15 protein-coding genes and 1 riboswitch are annotated in these 19,166 nt (G+C 47.9%); of the genes, 8 read left to right on the top strand and 7 right to left on the bottom strand.

What is annotated here, in order from left to right:
- Window positions 1–5 precede the first annotated feature (5 nt).
- From ACXADE_RS16695 to ACXADE_RS16675, 5 genes are read left to right on the top strand one after another with little or no spacing between them, the layout of a single operon-like run.
- Window positions 6–1,034, top strand: coding sequence for an ABC transporter ATP-binding protein (locus tag ACXADE_RS16695; protein WP_474981554.1), 1,029 nt, complete (start codon window positions 6–8; stop codon window positions 1,032–1,034).
- The gene (locus ACXADE_RS16690) at window positions 985–1,947 is read left to right on the top strand and encodes an ABC transporter ATP-binding protein (RefSeq protein ID WP_474981553.1); all 963 of its coding nucleotides are present in this window, start codon (window positions 985–987) and stop codon (window positions 1,945–1,947) included. Before ACXADE_RS16695 ends, ACXADE_RS16690 begins: the two co-directional genes overlap by 50 nt.
- 3 nt (window positions 1,948–1,950) lie before the next feature.
- On the top strand, window positions 1,951–2,616 hold the full coding sequence (locus tag ACXADE_RS16685; RefSeq protein ID WP_474981552.1) for a DUF1028 domain-containing protein: 666 nt from the start codon (window positions 1,951–1,953) through the stop codon (window positions 2,614–2,616).
- Window positions 2,617–2,668: 52 nt separating this feature from the next.
- Complete coding sequence (locus ACXADE_RS16680; protein WP_474981551.1) at window positions 2,669–4,789, top strand: helix-turn-helix domain-containing protein; 2,121 nt, start codon at window positions 2,669–2,671, stop codon at window positions 4,787–4,789.
- A gap of 13 nt (window positions 4,790–4,802) precedes the next feature.
- Entirely contained in the window at window positions 4,803–5,963 is a 1,161-nt protein-coding gene (locus ACXADE_RS16675) for an amidohydrolase (RefSeq protein WP_474981550.1), read from the top strand.
- A 968-nt stretch (window positions 5,964–6,931) separates the two neighbouring features.
- On the opposite strand, the gene ACXADE_RS16670 is transcribed toward ACXADE_RS16675, so the two are convergent.
- Both ACXADE_RS16670 and ACXADE_RS16665 read right to left on the bottom strand, forming a co-directional pair.
- Complete coding sequence (locus tag ACXADE_RS16670) at window positions 6,932–7,801, bottom strand: 5'-methylthioadenosine/S-adenosylhomocysteine nucleosidase (RefSeq protein ID WP_474981549.1); 870 nt, start codon at window positions 7,799–7,801, stop codon at window positions 6,932–6,934.
- A gap of 144 nt (window positions 7,802–7,945) precedes the next feature.
- Window positions 7,946–8,049: riboswitch (purine riboswitch) on the bottom strand.
- A gap of 775 nt (window positions 8,050–8,824) precedes the next feature.
- Window positions 8,825–9,202, bottom strand: coding sequence for a PilZ domain-containing protein (locus tag ACXADE_RS16665; RefSeq protein WP_474981548.1), 378 nt, complete (start codon window positions 9,200–9,202; stop codon window positions 8,825–8,827).
- Between the two features lie 169 nt (window positions 9,203–9,371).
- On the opposite strand from ACXADE_RS16665, the gene ACXADE_RS16660 reads away from it, so the two are divergent.
- Entirely contained in the window at window positions 9,372–10,439 is a 1,068-nt protein-coding gene (locus ACXADE_RS16660; RefSeq protein ID WP_474982258.1) for a lactonase family protein, read from the top strand.
- A 138-nt stretch (window positions 10,440–10,577) separates the two neighbouring features.
- Window positions 10,578–10,757, top strand: coding sequence for a hypothetical protein (locus ACXADE_RS16655; protein WP_474981547.1), 180 nt, complete (start codon window positions 10,578–10,580; stop codon window positions 10,755–10,757).
- A gap of 105 nt (window positions 10,758–10,862) precedes the next feature.
- On the opposite strand, the gene ACXADE_RS16650 is transcribed toward ACXADE_RS16655, so the two are convergent.
- The 5 genes from ACXADE_RS16650 to ACXADE_RS16630 form a co-directional block, all read right to left on the bottom strand.
- On the bottom strand, window positions 10,863–12,398 hold the full coding sequence (locus ACXADE_RS16650; protein WP_474981546.1) for an AbgT family transporter: 1,536 nt from the start codon (window positions 12,396–12,398) through the stop codon (window positions 10,863–10,865).
- A gap of 64 nt (window positions 12,399–12,462) precedes the next feature.
- On the bottom strand, window positions 12,463–13,770 hold the full coding sequence (locus tag ACXADE_RS16645; RefSeq protein ID WP_474981545.1) for a hypothetical protein: 1,308 nt from the start codon (window positions 13,768–13,770) through the stop codon (window positions 12,463–12,465).
- Entirely contained in the window at window positions 13,767–15,014 is a 1,248-nt protein-coding gene (locus ACXADE_RS16640; RefSeq protein ID WP_474981544.1) for a M20 family metallo-hydrolase, read from the bottom strand. The genes ACXADE_RS16645 and ACXADE_RS16640 overlap by 4 nt, the downstream gene beginning before the upstream one ends.
- The gene (locus ACXADE_RS16635; protein ID WP_474981543.1) at window positions 15,011–16,309 is read right to left on the bottom strand and encodes an amidohydrolase; all 1,299 of its coding nucleotides are present in this window, start codon (window positions 16,307–16,309) and stop codon (window positions 15,011–15,013) included. Before ACXADE_RS16635 ends, ACXADE_RS16640 begins: the two co-directional genes overlap by 4 nt.
- Before the next feature lie 5 nt (window positions 16,310–16,314).
- Entirely contained in the window at window positions 16,315–17,514 is a 1,200-nt protein-coding gene (locus ACXADE_RS16630; RefSeq protein ID WP_474981542.1) for a M20 metallopeptidase family protein, read from the bottom strand.
- Between the two features lie 251 nt (window positions 17,515–17,765).
- Between ACXADE_RS16630 and ACXADE_RS16625 the strand changes: the two genes are divergently transcribed.
- A complete protein-coding gene (locus tag ACXADE_RS16625) occupies window positions 17,766–18,371 on the top strand; it encodes a hypothetical protein (RefSeq protein ID WP_474981541.1) in 606 nt (201 codons plus the stop codon).
- The last annotated feature ends 795 nt before the right edge of the window (window positions 18,372–19,166 follow it).

Genomic DNA, 19,166 nt, shown 5'->3' with positions numbered 1-19,166 from the left:
ATACGATGTCTGAGTACATTATGGAAGTCAATGATTTGAAGACCCATTTTCATACGAAAAAAGGCGTCGTCAAAGCCGTTGACGGCGTCAGTCTCAAAGTGAAAAAAGGTGAAATCCTCGCAGTGGTCGGCGAATCCGGATGTGGAAAAAGTGTGACGTCCCAGTCGATCATGCGCCTCGTCGGGGAAAAGAAAAGTGAAGAGGTCACAGGGGAAGTGCTCTATCACGGACAGGACCTTTTGAAGAAAACGAACCTCGAGATGCAGAAGATCCGTGGAAAAGATTTATCCATGGTGTTCCAGGATCCGATGACGTCTCTGAACCCGGCTTATACAGTGGGGACTCAAATTTCAGAGATGCCGATCATCCATGAGAAAAAGGATAAAAAATCGGCGTGGAAGCGGGCGGTCGAAATGCTGACGAAGGTTGGCATTCCGTCACCTGCGAAGCGTGCCGAACAATACCCGCACCATTTCAGTGGGGGGATGCGGCAGCGCGGGGTGATCGCAATGTCACTCGCCTGTGATCCGGATCTGATTATTGCAGATGAGCCGACGACAGCGCTTGATGTCACGATCCAGGCGCAGGTGCTCGACATTTTGAAAGGGTTGCGGGACGACACCGGTACAGCCATCGTCATGATCACCCACGATTTAGGGGTGGTAGCAGAACTTTGCGATCGTGTTGCCGTCATGTACGCAGGGAAAATCGTGGAGGAAGGAACGGTGGAAGACATTTTCGACCGTCCGAAACACCCCTACACCCGTGGTTTGCTGAACTCTGTGCCGCGTCCGGGAAACCGTGACCGTCTGGAGCCGATCGAAGGGCAGCCCCCGAACCTTCATAATTTGCCGGAAGGGTGCCGGTTTGCGGAACGCTGTCCGTTCGTCATGGATCAGTGCTTGGAAAAACAGCCAGAGCTTATACCTTCTGAGTCGGAACAACATACGGTGGCTTGCTGGTTAGAAGAGGAGGAGAACAACGATGACAACGGAAGAAATTCTACGCGTCGAAGGGTTGAAGAAGTACTTTAACGTTTCGAATGGGATGTTCCGCAAGAAAAGTACGGTCAAAGCTGTCGATGACATCAGTTTTTCTGTCCATAAAGGGGAGACGCTAGGCATCGTCGGTGAATCGGGCTGCGGAAAATCGACCACGGGACGCCTGCTGATGCGGCTGCTGGATGCAACGGATGGATCGATTTATTTTGAAGGCGAAAACATTCTCGATTGGGATAAAAAAGAATTGAAAAAACGACGCCGCGATTTTCAAATGATCTTTCAGGATCCGTTTGCGTCCCTGAATCCGAGGATGACAGTGCTTGATATCATCGAGGAACCGTTGACGACGGTCGGCATGCCAAAAAAAGAACGGATGGCGCGTGTCCATAAATTACTGAAGGATGTCGGCATTCCGGAAAGTTACAAAGACAGGTACCCGCACGAATTTTCCGGCGGTCAGCGCCAGCGAATCGGAATTGCCCGTGCCCTTGCGCTGAAACCGAAGTTCATTGTCGCGGATGAGCCGGTCGCAGCCCTTGATGTATCCATTCAGGCCCAGGTCATCAATTTATTGATGGATCTGCAGGAAGAATATAATTTCACGTATTTGTTCATTGCTCATGACTTGAGTGTTGTCCAGTACATCAGCGACCGAGTCGGTGTCATGTATCTCGGTCAGATGATGGAGCTTGCCGAAAGTGATGACCTTTATGAGGATCCGCTTCATCCGTATACACAGGCGCTCTTGTCTTCCATTCCCGTCCCGGATATTCACGTGAAGAGGGACAGGATTCCTCTTGAAGGAGAGGTACCGAGCCCGGACAATCCACCGAGCGGGTGCCGATTCCATACGCGGTGTCCGATTGCGACTGAACAATGCAAACGGGAGGTTCCAGCATTCAGAGAAATAAAAAACGGTCATTATGTGGCCTGTCATGAGGTGTAAGCTATGAAACTCAATACATTTTCAATCATCGCCCGCTGTCCTGAAACGGGTAATTTCGGCGGAGCGGTCGCTACGGCCTTCCCGGGAGTAGGGGCTTATTCTCCTCACATCCAACCGGACGTCGGAGCGGTCGTCACTCAGGGGTGGGTCAACCCGCCGCTTGGCCAAGAAGGGCTCGATCATCTGAAAGAAGGACGGACAGCGAACGAAACGCTGAGCCACCTTTTACTCGATGACCCTGGGAAAGAACTGAGGCAGGTCGCTGTCATGGACTCCTACGGCAACTGTTCCGCTTATACAGGTGTGGAAAATGACGAGTACAAAGGTCACCGCATCGGTGAACAATATTCGATTCAAGGTAACCTTTTAACAGGACCAGAAGTACTGGATGCCATGGCGGAAGCTTTTGAACATTCTTCCGGACCATTGGCAGAGCGGCTGCTTGAGGCCCTGGATGCAGCTGATCAAGCGGGGGGAGATGTGAGAGGCAAACAGTCTTCCGCCATCAAAGTGGTCGATGTCGATCAGTATCCGTTCGTCGACTTCCGTGTGGATGATCATGAGGAACCCGTGAAGGAGCTGCGCCGGATTTACGGGAAGAACAAATCGATTTTGATCGACCGTTATTATGAGTGGATCGATGCCGTCAAAGAAGGGACAGTATTTTAAGAATTTTCTTTTTTCGATGATCTCTTCTATAGTAGAGGATGAGGTGGGGGCGATGAAAACTGATTTATTAGGACAGTTGAAAAGCAAATTCAAACAGAACCAAATTTATTTGATTGATAAAGAATCCAGACGGGCCGTTTCAGGAAGGGAGAACTTCATGAACGTTTCCAGCTGGATCGATCAATGCCTGGAGAGTGACGAGAAGATCATTCCGCTATCCCCGACGCTGAAAGGTTTCCAGTTCAGTGAAATCATCGTCGTTCTTTCCGGTTCAAAAAACTATGACGAAAATGAAGCGTATGACTATTTCCATCAATACGAGCCGTGGTTGAAACTGCTGATGAACTACAAGAAGGATCAGGAAAAGCAGAACTCACTCGATTTATTGATGGATGTCGCTCATACGCTTGCTTCTCGTATGTATGAAGATCACATTCTGGACATTATCATCGAGTCTGTCGTTGACGCACTTTCCGCGGCTGATACAGGCTTTTTATTTTTGCATGACGACAAACTGGACAAATTGCTCGTGCAGTCGGCGGTCGGTTTTAAAGAACACAGCTATAAAAAGACGAGACTGACGGTCGGCGAAGGGGTCAGCGGCATGGTCTTCCAGCATGGGAAGTCGATGATGATTCATGGAGAAAAGGAAATCGCGGCAACGATGCAGAACATGACAGAAGCCAACTTCCAATATTATATAGATTCGACGATGGATAAAGCTTTTCCGGACAGCATGATTTCCGTACCTCTCCGCTTCCAATATGAAACGATCGGGGTTTTGACGATCGACAGCTTCAAGGAAAACAGTTTCTTCTCCGAGCAGGACCTGGAACTTCTTGAATCGCTCGCTGACCACGTTGCGGTCGTCATCACCCACTCGAAGCTGTTCAAACAGGAACAAAAACAGCGGAAAGAATTGCAGCAGACGCACCAGGCATTACGGAAGGAACACCTCACGATGCAGCGGACGACCGATTTCCACCATCAGCTCACAAACATCGCGGCCCGGGGGGAGGGGGCGGATGCTATCGTGAAAACGTTGGAGCGCATGGTCCGTTACCCGTTCGCCATTTATGATTCGCTCCTGAAACCTTTTTACATTCATAAAGAAGCAGAAGAAAAAACGCTGCCGGAGAAGTTTCTCAACCATGATCGGGTGAAAAAAGTAATCTCCACGAACAAGTGGCAGCAGATCAAGACAGAGGGGGAAGAACGGTTGGTCGTCCTTCCCGTTGTAGGTGTCGATTCGATGTGGGGGTTCCTATGTGTCTGGATCGATTCCGCGGACTTTTTTGAGAACGATATTGTCTTATTCGAATACGGGGCGACGGTGCTTTCCTTGGAATTGACGAAGCAGGATGCCATTCGCGAAGCGGAAAACCGGGCGAAAGGTGAACTTGTTGAAGGCATTTTGTCCGGGGAAATGACACCTTCCTTAGAAAATCAGGCGTCGAACCTCGGATTTTCCCCTTCGGATTATTATGTAATGGTTTTGAGTAAACGGGATGCCTCCGCTGCTGAATATGAAGGGATGGCCCAGCATGTGAAACGTCAGAAAGACGAAATCGTGAAGGCTTTGGAAGATGCACTAGCGGACCATCACATTAATGGAATTGTTTCCATGAACAGCTCTTATATCTTTGCCATGGTCAGCTTTCCGGATCAGGAAGGGAAAATGGCAGCAAGGGAAAACATCAAACCGTTCATCTATCAGATGGAAAAGTCATCCGCTCCCATGAAACTTGGCATTGGCCGGGTGCATAAAAATTTGTCCCAGCTGAATGCTTCCTACAAAGATGCTGAAAAATGCATCCAGCTTCTAGAAAACCAGCCGGGAAAGAAAGTGATGAGCTTTATAGAAGCAGGCATTTACCGCTTTTTCCTGCAACACAGTGAAGAAGAACTCGAGCTATATGTTTCCGACATCCTCGGTCCATTGATTCAATACGACCGTAGGAAGAACGGGGAGTTGATTCAGACGTTGATTACTTACATCGACCATGATAAAGATCTGCGCAAGATTACAGAGGCACTGAACATTCATGCCAATACGCTCTATTACCGTGTCAAAAGGATCCAGGACATCCTTGGTCTTGACTTTGATGATTCAGGAGATTGGTTCAACGTCCAGCTTGCCTGTCAGGTTTATACGTACATCCGAGATGAATAAGGAGGAAAAGTCTATGCTAGCTATACAAAATGTTACCATCATCCCAGTCCACGGACCTCCGATTGATGAAGGAACAATAATCCTCGAAGAAGGCAAAATCAAACGAGTGGAAAAAGGTTCTGTAGACATCTCAGACTGCCGGGAAGTGATCGATGGAAAAGGAAAAGTCGTCACGCCGGGCTGGATTGATGCTCATACCCATCTCGGCATCGATGAAGAAGGATACGGTTGGGAAGGGGCGGACTTTAATGAGACGTCTGAACCGATGACTCCGCACCTGCGAGCGATTGACGGAGTGAATCCTAGCGATCAGGGTTTTGTGGACGCCACCCACGCAGGGATCACGACCGCCCAGGTTTTCCCGGGAAGTGCAAATGTCATCGGAGGGTTAACAGGGATCCTTAAAGTGAAACCTGCGGACGTGGTGGAGGATATGATCGTGAAGGAAGAAGCGGGCCTCAAGATGGCGTTAGGAGAAAACCCGAAGAAATTTCATGGCCAGCAGGGGCGGGCACCAGTCACTCGCATGGGTGTCGCCGGAATGATCCGGGAGAGCTTTGTGAAGGCCGCCAATTACTTAGATCGTGACCAGCCCAGGGACCTCCGCTTAGAAGCGATTGGAAAAGTACTTGAGCGGAAACTTCCGCTTTGTGTCCACGCCCACCGCGCGGATGATATAATGACGGCCATCCGTATCGCCAATGAATTTGAAATCGACTTACATATCGAGCATGTAACGGAAGGTCATAAAATCGCCAAGCATCTGGAAAAGTACAAAGGGCAGTATAAGTTTTCCGTCGGTCCGACGTTATCGAGCCGGAAGAAAGTAGAACTCGGAAACATTTCGTGGGAAACTTACGCGACCTTGGATGCCCATGACATACCATTTGCCATCATTACGGATCATCCTGTCATTCCGATCGGTCAGCTGCAGACTTCGGCTCAGCTTGCTGTAAAAGCGGGACTAGATTCAGCTGTCGGCTTGGAAGGCGTGACGATTCGGGCAGCTGAAGTATTGGGAATTGCTGATCAGACCGGCAGTATTGAAGTTGGTAAAGACGCGGATCTTGTATTGTGGGATGAGCATCCGTTGGAAGGGAATGGACGTGTGGAGATGACAATTGTGGACGGTGAGGTTGTTTATAAAAATATCACTTCTGGCTCTCGGGATTAATAAGGTGGAGGATGTAACATTCAATGTTGATATTTCCAAAAAGAGAATTAATATCCAAGTATCAAAACCTTTAGATGATCTCCTTTCACGATGTAACCATTGAATATTGTTGGGTTATAATTTCGAAACGGAGTCTTTCGCTAAATGGCAGGATTTTTGAAGACTTGATTTCGAGACTTCTGTGTGGTGGATAGGGGCTACGGGGAATGACTCGCTTTCCGCGGGAGCGCGGTGAGCCTCCTCAGGCTAACGCCTTGCGGGGTCTCACCCTGCACTTTTTTCCTCGTAGATATCCGGTTTCTGCGCCTAGCGGCTAGTGAGACTTCCCTCGCTTCTGTACGATAAGTCAACATCGAATCTCTTCGTTCTTCGTGTTTCCTTTATCTCCTCCAGCTCAGTCCAGTCCATACGCCGCTGAACGAGGCGCCTGCACACTTAAGGTAGGAGTCTCGCCATTCCCCTCCGCCCCTTCGCCATATAAGTCTCTCGAAACCACTATTTGAAAAATCAGCTTGTATGGGTAAGAGAAGGGAATGATATCATCTCTACCCCATGAACGTTTGGCATACGCAAATGCTTGATACTACGCACGATCTGCCCGCCTAGGGGAGAAGAATTGGAAACTTACGAATCCATACAGATGTTCGAACCTCAACCATTCAAGCTCACCCTTTTTAAAGTGGCTTCGAGACACTTATAAGGGAAAGGGGGCGGAGGGAAACGGTGAGACTCCTATGGGACGTGTGGGACAGGTGAGACCCCGGAAGGCGTAGCCTGAGGAGGCTCACCGCCCGCCCCATGGAAAGCGAACCTTTTCCCAGAGCCCCTAGAATCTTTCAAACATCTCGAAGCTCAGTCTTCAAGAAAAGGGAGCTTTAGTGGATAAGCCAAATATAAAAAAAGGAACTTCTATAAATTGGAAGTTCCTTTTTGCAGTACATTAAACTTTAACAGAGCCTACTTTTTTATTAATTGTTGTTTGAAATATACTCTTTCACAACTTCATAAACATACTCCTGGTTCGCTTCAGCCGTATCAGGATTATATTCGCCGCCGTTCGTTTTATTATTGGATAGGGTGCGGATGCCGAGGTATGGCACATCATAGGCTTTGGCGATTTGGGCACCTGCCGCTCCTTCCATCTCCTCCACAGAAGTGCCGAAGTTTTCATGGAACCACTGGATCCGGTCGACTTCATTATTCCAAACGTCTGCAGAACCAATCGTTCCTTCTACGACTTTTCCTTCTTCATGCGTATCTTTGACGGCTTGGGCCGCTTGGAGCAGCTCCTTATCTCCTTCGAAATAGCGGATGTTTTCAGCATCAGGGTCTTCGCCTGCGCTGCCTTCTGAAGCCATGAGATCCATAGGAATCCATTCTTTCGGAGCGATGCCTGCTTCATCTTCTCTATGTCCCGTCTTCAATGAACCGATGTTGACCGTTCGTTCACCTAAGACGATATCAAATACGTGCAAGTCAGGATCGTGCCCTCCTGAAGTTCCTTGATTAATAATGGCAGCCGGCTCGAATTTTTCGATTGCAATGGCTGTAGCAGCGGCTGTGTTTTCCATGCCTTTTCCTGTTTTCATGACAATTACAGGATAATCGTCGACTTTCCCTTTATAAAAGACGAAGTTTCCGGAGGTTTCTTCTTCCACCCCATCAAGCTTTGCGGCGAAATTTTCTGCTTCAATAGGCATCGGCCCCTGGATGATGATGGGCTGTTGTTCATTTTCTTCCGCGGATGCTTGCTCTTCTGTGGAATTTTGGCACCCGGTCAGGAAAGAAAAAATCAGTGTGATGAATAGTACGAATGCAATGCTGCGAATGTTTTTCATTAGTAGCTCTCCCTTGATGTAATTTCAACCCCACCGTTGCTCGTTTTTCAGGAAATAAAAAAGTCCGGAAAGTAGAATTTTCTACCTTCCAGACTAAAAAGTTAAAGCCCAACTGTACGCATAAAATCATAGATGCATTATAGCAAGTGTATAGCTTCAACCCGTAGTCCGGTTCTTTCAATGGGAACCAGGTAGAGACGCTCAGACCTTATTACTGAGAATATACGAGTACGTGATGTGATTGTGTTGTTACTATAACAAACACTTCTGGAATAAACAACCTAAAAGTGAACAATAGAAATATTTATTAAAATATCGTTCGGTTATTATGGTTATTTTAGTGTTGTTTAGAGATTTTTTTGGGAAGAGTATAGAATTTTATTGATATTAAGTCGGCTAACGTCTTATAGGAAAGTGGGTGGAGCACTAGATATGGATCGCTAATTCTAGGGTAGGCATTGTTAAAGGTTTTTTGATATTTATAGACTGGATACGCAGCCCAATTTGAATACATGATTGTTGAAGAGTCCATTTCAAGATGTTTTATCGAGGGGAAGGTTACAGGTAATTATGCGCGTTCTGTGTGAGTACCCATACGAATTGGGGTTGCTGGTTGTCCTAGAAGCACTGATTGTAGTGTAAACTTAGAAGTAGTGTTTAACGCTTAACCGTCCATCAATGAAATATTCCTTACAAAACTATTTGTTTCGAGAGAACGATTTCGCAAAGGGCGGAGGGAAACGGTGAGACTCCTATGGGACGTGTGGGACAGGGAAGACCCCGGAAGGCATAGCCTGAGGAGGCTTACCGCCCGCCCCATGGAAAGCGAACCTTTTCCCGGAGCCCTAAACCTATACAAACACCTCGAAATGACGTCATATAGGTTGGTAATATTAACACTAAACTATTATAGAGACTTATGATAAGACGTCGCGTCTGGAAACGGAAAAAATAGTAAAAGAACAAAGAGGCAGGAGAGTATAAAAACAGGGAGGGACTCTGTACGAGAGGTCCTCCCTGTTTTTATACTTCTTTCAAATTGTTATTGGTGGCCGCGTACACTTTGATCGCATTCACCAATCTTCTGGTTTCTGTTTCATCATTGTTGATATCAATTCCATAGTTGTATCCAGCTGCCCTTCGTTTCCAAACGATGGTTCCCGGAAGCTGGAATTCTTCTTCATTCAGTTGAAAGCTGATCAATAACCCGATGTTGTGATCATCACTATGCGGGATATCAAAACTTGCATTCAACTTCATACCGCGGGGGCTGATGTCGATGATTTTAGCTTCCCCATTCGATGTGTGAACCTCTTTAGGACCTACTCTCTGGATGCGGAAGAGAGCTCGGATTGGTTCTTTGAACTCATAACGGAAGTAATCTTTTCGTTTATATCTCATCCTGCTACCTCCCTGCTCATTGGCCACTCGTACTATTATCATACGTTCAACCCGGGGGGATGACAAGGCTGATCTATTGGATAGACAAGCAGCATTCGGGGGAAATCCCTTTAATGGGTGGTTATTTAGGAGTGAGGAAGTTTATGAGATAATAGAGGCAGAATATATGATAAAAAATCAAAGGAGTTTTAAAATGGCGAAGTCTATTGGATATATCGGGACCTATACCAAACAGGAAAGTAAAGGCGTGTACCAGTTCACGCTTGATACTGATCGCAAAGAGCTGAAAGATGTGAAGCTGGCGGCTGAACTGCAAAACCCAACGTATGTGACAGTAAGCGATGACGGGAAACATTTGTACTCCGTTATGAAGAAAGGAGAAGAAGGTGGAGTCACAGCCTTTTCCATTAACAGGGAAACAGGAGAACTGTCGAAGATGAACGATCTGAAAGATGCAGGATCTCCTCCTTGTCATGTAAGTGTCGATCATGACAAAGACACAGTAGTGACAGCCAATTACCATACGAAGAATATCGTTTCTTATTTGACGAATGAGAATGGATCGTTGAAACAGACGGCTTCTGTTATAGAGCATGAAGGGACGGGCCCGCATGAACGCCAGGAAAAACCGCACATGCACTTTGCAGGGTTTACCCCTGATGAAAAGTTTGTGATTGCCATTGATCTTGGCAACGATCGTGTCATTACTTATGCGATCGAAGACGGGAAGCTTGAAGAGGTTCATGTTTTGAAAACCACTCCAGGAAGCGGACCGAGGCATATCACGTTCCACCCAAACGGAAAGTATGCATATGTCATGACAGAGTTGAGCTCTGAAGTCCTGACGCTTCATTATAATGAAAACGATGGCCATTTTACTGAGCAGCAGTCCATCGGTACTATTCCGGAAGATTTCGGGGAAACGAATGATGGAAGTGCCATTCATATTTCTTCAGACGGACAGTTCGTTTATGCCGGAAACCGAGGTCATAACTCTATTGCCTCCTACAAAGTGGACCAGGACAGTGGACAACTGACGTTCATCGAATGGACATCTACCGAAGGCGATTGGCCGCGGGACTTTGTCCTCGATCCTTCTGAACAATTTCTGATCGCTACAAACCAAAAATCAAACACGATGACATTGTTTGAGAGAGACAAAACGACTGGGAAGCTTTCGTTAATTCAATCCGGCGTTGAAGTACCTGAGCCGGTTTGTGTGAAATTCTTACGTTAAATCCTGTTTGTATAAAAGCAGTCCCATTGAAAGCGGGACTGCTTTTATATTCCTTGTGTTCATCTGGTTTGATCCCCCACACGCTTTAATCATCCAAGCGTAAGATAAATGGAAGATATTTGAATGGGAGCGATCAAGATGGGGGATTTAATTCCTTTCCGGCCATCCGGAATGGAAGGGCAGGAAGAGACCTTAGAGAAATTCATGATGCACGTCAGGAAGATGCGTGAAGCGAAAACGAGAGCGGAAATTAACCATCATTTCCGAATGGCGAAACAAGTCCTGGAAAAAGCACGCCACCAAAACGATAAGTCGTAATGAACGTCTGGAAATCTCTACATAAGCGAAGAGGTTTCTACTACGAAAAATAGAATCGACATAAAAAAAGACTCCGAAGTTTCGGAGTCTTTTTCATGGAAAGATTTAATTGATATACATGCCTACACCAGGACCGAATGGAATGCCCAGGAGAGCAAAGGCAAGTAGAAGCACGATCCAGACGCTAAGGAAGATGACAGCGTATGGCAGCATAAGGGCAATCAGCGTACCGAGCCCTGCTTTCTTGTCGTATTCCTTCATGAACGCAAGCACGATGATGATATAAGGGTTCATCGGTGTAATGATGTTCGTTGAGGAATCGGCAATACGGTAAGCCGCTTGGATGAACGCTGGGTGATAGTCTAAGAGATAGAACATTTTCAGGAAAATCGGAGCTTCCAATGCCCACTGGGCAGAGCCACTGAAGATGAACATGTTCATGAGGGCGGTCAGGAAGACGAATCCGATGACGACTGGAATGCCTGTCATGTTGATGGATCCAAGGAAATTGGCACCGCTGACAGCGATCCATGTTCCGATATTGGTCCAATCAAAGTATGCGATGAACTGAGCAGCCGCGAAAATCAGGACAATGAAGCCGGACATTTCTTTCATGGCTTCTCCCATGAAACCTGAAATGTCACGTGTGGAGGTGATTTTCTTGACGGTTACTCCGTAGGCCACCCCGATCGTGATGAAGAAAAGTAAAATAATTGGCACAATTCCACTTAAGAATGGGGATGGGATGATTCCGCCTTCTTCATTTCGAAGGGCTGAACCTGGAACCGCAATGGCAAAAATTAATAGAGCGATAAATCCGAGAGCTGCGAGAACGGCGTTTCTGAAACCGCGTTTCTCAAGAGCTGTACTTGCTTCAAGTTCTGTCCCGCCTTCACCTTCGTATTTTCCAAGGCGTGGTTCGACGATTTTTTCTGTGATTAATGCACCTGTAACGGATAGGACAATAACGGATACAATCATGAAGTACCAGTTGTCGACAGGAGTGACGACGATGCTGGAATCTAAACTTTCCATCACTTCTGTGGAAATTCCGGAAAGAAGGGCATCCGTTCCTGCGATGATGATATTTGCGGTAAAACCAGAACCTACACCGGCGAAACCTGCAGCGAGACCAGCCAGCGGGTGACGGCCGAGCGTATAGAAGACCATGGCTGCGAGAGGGGGAACGATGACGAAAGCTGCGTCTGAAGCTAAGTTACCTAGAATACCGACGAAAATGACGGCGTACGTGATCAGAGACTTTGGTGCTTTCAAAATGGTGCTTTTAATCGCTGTTTCCAAAAGGCCGACTTTATTCGCAAGGCCAATACCGAGCATCATGGCCAGCACCAGGCCGAGCGGTTTGAAACCAGTGAAGTTCTCGAGCATCGACGTCAGGATGTACTGCAGTCCTTCTCCTGAAATCAAGCTTTTAATCGGGATTTCTTCGCCTGTCCCGGGCTGAGTGGTAGTCACCCCGAAAAGAGAAATGATCCAGGATCCGATGATAGTAAAGACAGCCAGGTAAACAAAGAGCATGAATGGATCGGGCAGCTTATTCCCTACCTTCTCCACACCGTTCAATAACTTAGAGAAACCTTTGGTTTTCTTCGTTGAGCTTTTTTCGCTCACATCAATCATCCTTTCTATATTTAGGAAAAATTCCTTTATTATTCCGTAAAAGAGAGTGGAAAGGGAGGAAAGGTTATTCCTCCTTCATGAAACGAAACACTTTCCTCGGTCTTCCCCGTTCCCCGGATTGTTGTTCCCCGGCTTGTTCGACGATCTGGACGCGTTCGAGTTCGGCTAAAATCCGGCGTCCGTTTCGTTCTGTACTTTTCAACCAGCGGGAAAGGTCCTGGGAGGAGAAATGTTCACGGTGATACTGTTTGGAATAGGCGAGAAGCTTGGAGATCACCCCCGGGCTCAGGTTCGCCTCTTTCATCTTGTTCTGCAGCACATGACCGATTTCAGTAGTATGATAACTCAAGGTCTTCTGCTGCTGTTTCACAGAAATCGACTGATCTTCGTCGACGATGAGAAGCAGGGGTTCCTGTTCTGCTTTAATGTGGCGGAAGCCGATGCGGACGTGATTTTCCGCCTGGGAGACGGTTTCTCCAAACCCGATGGACACACGTGCCGTCAGATTGGTTTGAATCCGTATATCCTCGATCAGGGTGAACAAATCCGCTTCTGCCTCCTCACTCAATTCGCCGCGTGTTGTAAAGATGAAGAATAAGCCGTCGCCGAGCTGCATCACGGAACCGTTCGTTTTTTCAGCAAAGGAAAGCAGCTGCCGGCGGACATCGAGCTCCTGATATTTCGTCTTGAATGAGTAGTAGTTTTCTTCGGCATGCGAGGCGTTCATTTCGACCCGGCAGCCGATGATCGCTACCTGGGAGTTACGGAAGTGTTTGGACTGGGCCCGCTCCTCTAAAAATTGGATCAGCATTTTGATGGAAAGGTAAGAGGGCGTGACCCTGAAGACCGGGATGTTCTTTTCTTTCAATTCTTTATAGACGGCCTTGATCGACGTGATAACCACTTCCGCTTTCCCTTCGTTGTACACCTTGGTGTGAAAATCAGTCAGTTCATCGGTGTGACGGACTTTCTCAAACGGAAAGTTTTCATATTCCAAATCGTCCATCTGATAATAAGATAGGATTTTATCGAATTCTTCGTTGGCGATCGTATCGATGCTCACTTTGCGATACACGTGGTTCGTCGTCAGCTGAGCTTCCAGAAGAATTCCGAAAAAGCTTGAACCGTGAAGAGGAGGGTAGCCACCTTCTTCTTCGGTGATCAAACCATTTTCCATGGCGTACGTATGGTTCAGCACACCCGAGAAAAACCATTGATCGACTTCGTGCCTGTGTTCTCTCAAAATGTCCGTGACATCGGATAATTTTTCGTAGCAAAATGGATAAAACGTTATTTGCTTGAATTCTTCTGCTACATACATAATCTGCTCAACGGAGTCTTTTGGTCCGATGACGCCGATTTTCGTTTTCATGGCTGTTCACTCGCCATCGTCTCAATATAAGACGCGAGGACGTCTGTTCCTTTATTCAAGTCCTCGATGGACGCATGTTCTTTCGGGTGATGGCTGAGCCCTTCGCGGCACGGGATAAAGATGAGTCCTGACGGCCAGCGTGCAGCCATGTTCATTACATCGTGGCCTGCTCCACTGTCCATGGCGTGGGGACGGTAACCGGCTTTTTCTGTAAGCGCAGTGAGCTGCTCCTGAATCGAGTCATCCAGGAGTACAGAATCATTATCGACGAGCGTATGAACGTGGACATTTACGTCACGTGTTTCTTCAATGGTTAGACAATACTGCTGGATATGCTTCGCCAGGCTTCTTTTCAGGTCATCATCTACGCTCCGAATGTCGATGCCGAGTTCGACCTCTCCTGGGATGACGTTCATGACGTTTGGTGAAACTTTAGCGGTGCTGACCGTAGCGACGATGGGGATCGTCTGCGTTTCATTCAGCTTCCGAACTTCCTCTTCCACGAAAGAAACAACGGGAGCGGCGGCTACGAACGCGTCGGCACGGTTGTTCATCGGTGTCGTGCCCGTGTGGTTAGCCATTCCTTTGATAGTGACCTGAAGTCTAACGGGACAGGCGACTCCGCGGACGATGCCGATTTCTGCTCCGTGATCTTCGATTTGTGTCCCTTGTTCAATGTGCAGTTCCAGGAAGCTCTCCAATTCATCGACCGTCTTTTCTGCCTGATCGATGGCCTCCCAGGAAAGTCCGTAAGATTCAACCGCTTCTTTCACTGTGACGCCGTCTACGTCCGCGACGCTTCCGAGTTCCTCTTTTTCCAAAAGGCCTGTGACCGCCTTGCTTCCGATGGTGGATACGCCGAACCGGGCAGATTCTTCCGAAGCGAAGCAGACGATGTCTACATTCTTTTTCGGCTGAAATCCTTTGTCCTGCAGTTTTTTGACCGCTGCGAGGCCTGTGAGGACACCGGCAGCACCGTCATACCCGCCTCCGTTACTGACCGTGTCGAGGTGGGATCCGATAGCGATCACTGGTGCGTCACGATCTGCCGCGTTCCACCTGGCCCATAAGTTCCCGGCCTTGTCCTGTGTGACCTCCAGGTTCAATTCTTCAGCCACCGCAATAAAAGCTTTGTGGGCTTGCTTTTCTTCCTCGGTGTAGCTGAGGCGGGTGAACCCATTTTCTTCATCCATGAATTCGGTTACATTCAGTTGTAGTAATTTTTCTTCCAACCATTGCTTCATTCAATTGTTCCTCCTCTAAGCGTATGGGCATAGGCGGCAAGAGCCACAGGTAAAACCTTTTCTTCGAAATCGAAGGCTGGCGAGTGGTGATTAGCCGGCAGGGCGGTGCCGAACAACATATAGGTCGCCAGGCCGCCGTTCGATTGGACAGCATTCATCATGAAACTTGCATCCTCTGATCCGGATACATAAGCGACAGGATCGACCCGGTCAATCCAGGAACTTTTCATTTGATCGGTCAAGCGACGAACGAGCGAATCGTCGCATCGCATCTCTTCCGTTTCACCGACAAAATCGATCGTAACATCCACATCGTACATCGATGCTGCCGATTGAATGATCCGTTTCGCTTCCTTTTGCATATATGCATTAATTTCTGCGGATTCTCCCCGGGTTTCAAGCTCCAAGTAACCATTGTCCGCAATAATATTGCGTCCATTTCCAGCCGTTAGTCTGCCGACGTTGACCCGGCTGATCCCATGACTGTGGCGTGGGATTGCGTGCAGTTGGACGGTCGCTGTCGCTGCTGCGAGTAAAGCATTCCTTCCATCTTCAGGCTTCATTCCGGCATGGGAAGACTCTCCTCGGAATGTCACGTTCCATTTTGATGAAGCGAGAAACCCTTGAGTCGAAGCAGCAACCGTGCCGACTGGAAGGGAATTGATACCGATGTGACCGGAGTAGAATTCGTCGACTCCGTCAAGCCATCCCTGGTCCACCATGGCTTTCGCTCCTCGACCGCCTTCTTCTGCGGGCTGGAAAAGAAGCGTGAACGTCCCGCTCAATTCTTCATGGAAGTGAGCGATCATGTGAGCAAGGCCGAGACCGATGGTGGTGTGTCCATCGTGACCACATGCATGCATGACGTCCGGATGATTGGAAATAAAATCATGCTGGTACGGAAAGTGACCGGTGGAAGTGGATTCCTGGATCGGCAGGGCATCGATGTCAAAACGAAAAGCGAGATGGGGGCCGTCCTTGCCTGTATCCCAACGTGCAACAACGCCGGTATGCCCGCCTCTCATGTTTTCCATCGATTCAGAAGGGATCCCATATTCAAGGGCTTCGGCTTCTGCCTGTTGTAGTACATGACGATCAGGTACGCCGTAGCGGGATGTACTGTTCATGGCTTCCTGTCCGGTAATGGTTGTAAATCCGAGCTCCGTCAGTTCCTGGGAGATTTTATACGTGGTTTTATATTCGAGGAACCCTAATTCCGGCTCTCGGTGCAGCTCCCGGCGCCAATCGGTCAACCGGGGCTGCAGATTTTTTATAAAAGCATCGAATGTTTCCATTCTCGTCATCCCTCCTGACTCGATAGAGATTGCAGGGTGTCCCGGGCGATTTCTGCTAAAAACCGGCTGCCCATCGGCAGGGCTCTTTCGTCCAATTGAAAGCCTGGGTCGTGCAGCGGCTTTTGACCGTCCTCATCTTCAAAGCGAGTGCCGAGCCAGATGAACGCTCCCGGATACTCCAGGAGAAAGCGTGAAAAATCTTCTCCGGCGAGAGCAGGTTCGACTTCCGGGGTGGAGGATTCTCCGAACAACCGCTGAGCAGTCTGTCTCGCCTGCTGGGCATAGGCGGGGGTGTTGATCGTTGCCGGGTAGCCGTCCAAATATTCGATATCGACTTCCGCTTCAAAAGCGTCGGCGGTTTGATTCAAAATGGTATGGAAGCGGTGTTTGATTTTTTCTTTTACTTCCGGCTTGTACGTGCGGATTGTACCTTCAATGGTCACTTCTTTCGGAATGACATTGTAGCGGTGTCCGCCTTCGATCCGGCCGATAGTGACAACCGCGGAATCGAGAGGATTGATGTTCCGGCTTACGATCGTCTGCAGGCTCGTAATCATCTGATTGGCGATGATAATGGCATCATTGCCTTCATGAGGCATGCTCGCGTGACCGCCCCGGCCCGTTACTTTGATCGTAAAACGATCGGATGCCCCCATCATTTCTTTGTCGCGGACCCCGATCTGTCCGACGGGAAGTCCCGTCCAGACGTGCTGTCCGTAAATGACGTCCGGTTTGTATTCCTCGAATACGCCGTCCTCCATCATTGGTTTGGAACCGCCGATCGGAGCATCCTCTTCTGCTGGTTGGAAAACGAGCAGCACGGTCCCTTCCATCTGGTTCTGCACTTGCTTGAGGGCGTAACCTGCTCCCAGGAGCATAGCGGTATGAGCGTCGTGTCCGCAGGCATGCATTTTTCCTTCGACGGTGGAAACAAACGCATGATCGTTCGTTTCGTTAATCGGAAGAGCGTCCATGTCGGCTCTTAAGGCGACGGTCTTTCCGGGTTTTCCACCTTCGATGATGCCAAGTACGCCGGTAGCGGCGTACCCGTTTTTATAAGGGATGCCGTATTCGGTAAGCTTCTCTTTGACGAGCGCGGAAGTCTGAATTTCTTCGCCACTCAGTTCAGGATATTTATGAAGTTGTCTGCGAATTTGATAAATGTCTTTTTCAATATCATGGATGTAAGATTGTAAGGTTCCCAAAAAAAGGCACCCCTTCAAATTTATTTTGGACATTGTCCTAAAATGTTCCGTTAATTATGTACTATAACAGACATGATGAAAGATTGCACCCTAATTCACTAATTTTCTGAATTTTACCGATGGTCCTTTTATTCACGAAGATAGGACAGAGGGCCTTCGTATAGCGGGTTTTCGCAATCTATGTTTCTCTTTTTCTTAATTGGGAAAAAGATATAAAATCTGATGCAACCAAATAGGGAGGAGGGAAAGTTATGAGACGACGTCTTCTTTTTTTCATAGGTTGGATCGCCTTCATTCTGTATGCGGTTATCATTGCACCGGACGGAGACCAAGGATACCTCCAGCAATTGGTGAGGATGGATGACCCAGATCCCACCCTGCTTGCGGTTTTCAGTTTTCTCGGAATCTATCCCATGGTATTTGCGAGTTTACTGCTCGGGGCGGATGATGCGCCTCTTCCCCTATGGCCTTTTGTTGCCGGAATGTTCGTATTCGGAGCATTTGCACTTATGCCCTATTTTTTCCTTACAAAAGGAGAATCCGTAAGACCTCAGAGGACGCCGGCATGGCTTTTGTCACTGCTGCAATCTCGTATTCTCCTCATTCTATTGTTCATAGGGACGGTTGCTTTAGCCGGGTATGGAGGCGTCCAGGGCGATATTTACGTTTATCTTGAAGCATTCCGGACTTCCCAGTTCGTCCATGTGATGACGGTTGATTTCTTGGTGCTGACGCTTTTGTCCATTTATGTGATCAATTGGAGAGAGCATAAGGAAGGACACCGCCATTCCATTCATTGGATCGGTGCGATACCAATCGCAGGAGCTCTGTTCTATTTGATCCAGAAAAAGAAGTAGAGGATTAAAGCTATACATTTTATTGTTTGGCTCTGTTAAAGTTTAGTGTTGATATTACTGCAAAAGATGAACTTCCAATTTTATGGAAGTTCATCTTTTTTATAGTTGGCTTATTCAACGAAAGCTCCCTTTTATTGAAGATCCAGTTTCGAGATGTTTGTGTGGTTCTAGGGGCTCCGGGAAAAGGTTCGCTTTCCATGGGGCGGGCGGTGAGCCTCCTCAGGCTACGCCTTCCGGGGTCTCACCTGTCCCACACGTCCCATAGGAGTCTCACCGTTTCCCTCCGCCCCCTTGACCTTATAAGTGTCTCGAAGCCACTTTAAAAAGGGTGAGCTTGAATGGTTGAGGTTCGAACATCTGTATGGATTCGTAAGTTTCCCATTCTTCTCCCCTAGGCGGGCAGATCGTGCGTAGTATCAAGCATTTGCGTATGCTAAACGGAGATGATATCATTCCCTTCTCTTACCCATACAAGCTGATTTTTTAAGTAGTGGTTTCGAGACACTTATATGGCAAAGGGGCGGAGGGGAATGGCGAGACTCCCGCGGAAAGCGAGTCATTCCCCGCAGCCCTATCCACAACACAAAAGTCTCGAAACTGAGTCTTAAACAATCCTGCCCTATATCAAAAGGCTCCGTTTCGAAATTATGATTCAACAAGGTTCAATGGTTACACCGTGAATCCATTGTCACTGCCATCCGTTGATGCAAATATCAACACTGAACTTTATCAGAGCCAATTGTTTAGGTACTCTTCTAATGGGGTATTATTCATTTGACTACAAAAAGACAGAGA

The sequence above is a fragment of the Halobacillus sp. ABR2_026 genome, from assembly GCF_056158545.1.
The sequence above is the reverse complement of the archived record's forward strand: the minus strand, read 5'-3'. Positions and strand labels throughout refer to the sequence as shown.